The sequence below is a fragment of the uncultured Fibrobacter sp. genome (assembly GCF_937877005.1).
GTDB lineage: Bacteria > Fibrobacterota > Fibrobacteria > Fibrobacterales > Fibrobacteraceae > Fibrobacter.
Window position 1 is genome coordinate 1 of the sequence record NZ_CALEFV010000316.1, and the last position, 3,702, is coordinate 3,702.

Annotated in this window: 3 protein-coding genes; 2 read left to right on the top strand and 1 reads right to left on the bottom strand. The window is 41.4% G+C overall.

All coding sequences use genetic code 11. The features are described from left to right. Positions 1–63: 63 nt before the first annotated feature. On the bottom strand, positions 64–468 hold the full coding sequence (locus tag Q0628_RS13910; RefSeq protein ID WP_298771979.1) for a leucine-rich repeat domain-containing protein: 405 nt from the start codon (positions 466–468) through the stop codon (positions 64–66). Positions 469–776: 308 nt separating this feature from the next. Here Q0628_RS13910 and Q0628_RS13915 point away from each other — a divergent pair, with 308 nt between their 5' ends. Next, on the top strand, positions 777–1,970 hold the full coding sequence (locus Q0628_RS13915; protein ID WP_298771981.1) for a Coenzyme F420 hydrogenase/dehydrogenase, beta subunit C-terminal domain: 1,194 nt from the start codon (positions 777–779) through the stop codon (positions 1,968–1,970). A gap of 36 nt (positions 1,971–2,006) precedes the next feature. Then, positions 2,007–3,702: GNVR domain-containing protein (locus Q0628_RS13920; RefSeq protein ID WP_298771983.1), on the top strand; the 1,696-nt coding region annotated here is incomplete at its 3' end.

Genomic DNA, 3,702 nt, shown 5'->3' on the forward strand with positions numbered 1-3,702 from the left:
ATCTAAATAGCGTGGTGCATATGCTTTGCACACCACGCTATTCTAAACGTTACATAAACATCTCTACTTCGTAATCTTCGCCTTCTTATTCAAGCCCTTCTTGTAAAGGAATTTCTTATATGTCATTAAAGATTTCTTTGGCACTTTGACCACTGCATTCTTCGGTGTTCCCTTAAATGCCTTGCTTCCCACTTTCTTACTTGTAAGCTTGGCTGTTTTAAATGTGATACTTTTCAGTTTCTTACAACCATAAAATGCATTCTTACCGATGGTAACTATATTGTTTCCAATGGTTACCTTGGTTATCTTCTTATTATTTTTAAATGCGTTTGCTTCAACATATGCTACTAAATTAGGAAGTGTGATTGATATAAGACTTGAGCAATTCGAAAATGTATAGGATCTTATTGCTTGTAATTTAGAATTTTCAATGTCAAAATTAACTTTTTTAAATTCAGTAGCTAACAAAGACTTTAATTGTTTTAATTCCTTTTTATGTATGATAGCCTTGCGAGAAAATACGAAAAAATGGTTCTTACATTTTGAGCATAATAAAATTTATCAATTATCTTGTATTGTGGGCCGTTATTCATTAGGCATTTATTTGATACATTGGTTTATTCTGTCAAAAATTGTTTTATTCGAAGATTATATTGCTGTACCGTTCTTTAAATGGATTGTTGATTCCTTAATTGTATTCGTGCTTTGTTTTGTTTTATTGCTGGGTTGTAAAAAATTAGCCCCTAAATTTTCGCACATTTTATTGGGTGTCTAGTATGAACATTTCCGTAGAAAATTGCTCTTCTTGTGCAGCCTGTGCAAATGTGTGTACGCAGGGTGCTATTATAATGCGTTTGGATAACGAAGGCTTTTATAGGCCAATTATTGATGCGAGTAAGTGTATTGAATGTGGATTATGCAAAAAAATCTGTCCATGGACAACAAATGTTGAAAATCCTCATGGAAGTTCAAATGTCCCGAAGACACTTGCGGCATATGTTAATGAAGAAAGCATTCGTTTGCAATCTTCTAGCGGCGGTATTTTTACCATTCTGGCAGAAAAAATTCTAAAAGACGGGGGAGCTGTCGTTGGCGTAGCCCAACTGAGTTCAACTCGCTTTGGCCATGTTGTCGTTGAGAATAAGAATGATTTGGCAAGGTTACAAGGTTCGAAGTATGTGCAGGCGGATGTTGGGACCGTATACAAGGATGTACGCAAATTGCTGAAAGCAGGGCGCAAGGTTCTCTTTTCGGGCACCCCTTGCCAGGTTGCTGGATTGTATGCGGCACTTGGTAAATCAGCATCCTCGGCAGATCTATTCACTGTAGATGTTGTGTGCCATGGGACTCCAAGCGTTAAAGTTTTTGAAAAGTACATTGTGGAACTGGAAAGTGTCAACCAATCAAAGGTTGCATCCACTCAATTTCGAGATAAGCGCAAAGGATGGAGGCTTTTTTCCATGTCTTCCTTAATGCAATTGGCCTCTGGAAAAAAAATTCTGTTTTCAAAAACTCTGCGCAAGGATCCGTTTATGAGGGCTTTTTTAGAGAACATTTGTTTGAATACAAGTTGTGCCGATTGCCATTATGGTAAACTGCCCCGTATTGCAGATATTACACTTGGAGATTATTGGAATATAGCATGTGTTCATCCAGAAATGGACGATAATAAAGGCACTTCTGTGGTTCTATTGAACACATGTCATGGAAAGGATCTGTTTGGAATGGTTGAAAGCCAAATGACTTTGCTCCATTCTAAAATTGAATTTGCCATTGATGGTAATCCCTGTATTGTTCGTTCTAGCATTCCGCACCCCAAACGCAATGAATTTCTCGAAAAGTTGGGTGAAAAACCATTTAATTCGCTTGTTAATGAGTATTTTCCTCCAAAATCACCTATTAAGGAACTGTGGGAGGACTCTCTAGACCTATTACGGGGGGTGAAAAATAAAATGAAGAAAATATTTTAATCTATCTTTTTATGTGTTTTAGGTATTAGGTATACGATGACATTGCAGAACGAAACAAAAATAAATATAGATGAGGTAATTCGTGAATCTAGAAACTCAATCTCTTTGCTTGAGTTTTTGAATCTTCTTTGGAGAAAGAAGTTTATCCTTATCTTGTTTGTTGTGGTTGCAGCTTTGTTAGGTGCGGGCTATGCCATGTGGGTTCGCCCACAATATACGAGTGATGCTCTTCTCCAAGTGAATGTAAAAGGAACAAGTAGTAAGGCGACCAAAGCGATGGGTGAGATGGGGGCTGTGCTGGATTTGGCTAGTCCAGCCGATGCTGAAATTGAACTTATCAAGAGTAGAATGGTATTAAGCTATGTGGTTGCTGCAGAACATCTTCATTTGTGGACTCAGCCTGTGGGGGCTTGGGATAGACTAATGCATAGGGAAGGGCGTATGGACTTAGATTCCTTGCGCATTCCCAAACAGGTTCATTTACAGAAATGGATTGCTATTACTACAGGTGAGGATGCTTATTCTTTAATAGATCCCAAAGGAAAACATGTTTTAAACGGTACGGTGGGAAATGTTTATGCCGTTGAATATGCCGGTGATACATTAGCGATTCGCGTGAACTATATGGACGCTCGTATAGGGCAGAAATTTGTTGTGGTTCAGGGGTCTCCAATGATGGCAGAACGGTCCTTGCAGGGGGCTCTGCAGGTGATGGAAAAAGGAAAACAGACGGGAATTATTTCGGTAAGATACAGCCATCGTTATCCTGACCGTGCGGCTTCTATTCTGAATACAATTGCCAAGACATACCTGCGGCAGAATGTGGAAATGCGTAGTGCCGAAGCCGAAAAGACCCTGGAATTCCTGGAAAGCCAGTTGCCCGGAGTCAAGGCGAAACTGGACAGTGCCGAAAAGGTGTTGGCCGATTATCGTTATAGTATCGGCTCTGTCGACATGACGGGGGAGACTAAGGCGCATTTGGATAAAGAGGGGCAACTACAACGTCAGATTATGCAATTGGAACAGGAACGGCAGGCTGCTCTTCGGTTGTTTAAGGCCGAACACCCGAATGTAATGACTATTGTAAAACAGCTAAATCGTGTACGTGCTGAGCTTGCCCAATTAAAGAAACAAGCTGAAAAAATGCCACTTACTCAGCAGGAGGTGACTCGGCTGCAAGAAGAAGTGGCGGTAAACAATGAAGTGTATACCAACATGCTCAACAACATCCAGCAGTTGCGGGTGGTTCGCGCGGGCGAAGTGGGTAATGTGCGCATTGTTGATTTTGCTCAGATTCAACAAAGCCAAAGTAAGCCTCAAAAATCTCGAATTTTGATGATATCGATATTATTGGGTTTTATATTTGGTGTGGTATTCTTGTTCTTGATTCATGTTTTCAGGAATGGCGTCAAGAGCACCTCCGAAATTGAACGCGAAACGGGTCTCAGTGTGTTTGCAAAGATTCCGCAGTCTCCGAATAAGTTACTGCGTGGCCATAAGCACCTGCACCACGGTGCTCCGTTTGTACTCCAAAATACGGAAGACCGCGTGAGCGAGGCTTTTCGCTCCCTGCAGACGGCTATCAACTTCCTGCTCCCAAAGCCGGACCACTCGGCCATACTCATTATGGGCCTTGTTCCTGGCGTGGGCAAGAGTTTCGTCTCGCTGAACCTTGCGGCGACCGTTGCCGCAAGCGGAAAGCGGGTGCTCCTGATAGATGCCGACATGCGTC

Excerpts from the sequence above, each read along its gene's own strand:
- Q0628_RS13915 (WP_298771981.1), top strand. The coding sequence starts at position 777 with ATGAACATTTCCGTAGAAAATTGCTCTTCTTGTGCAGCCTGTGCAAAT.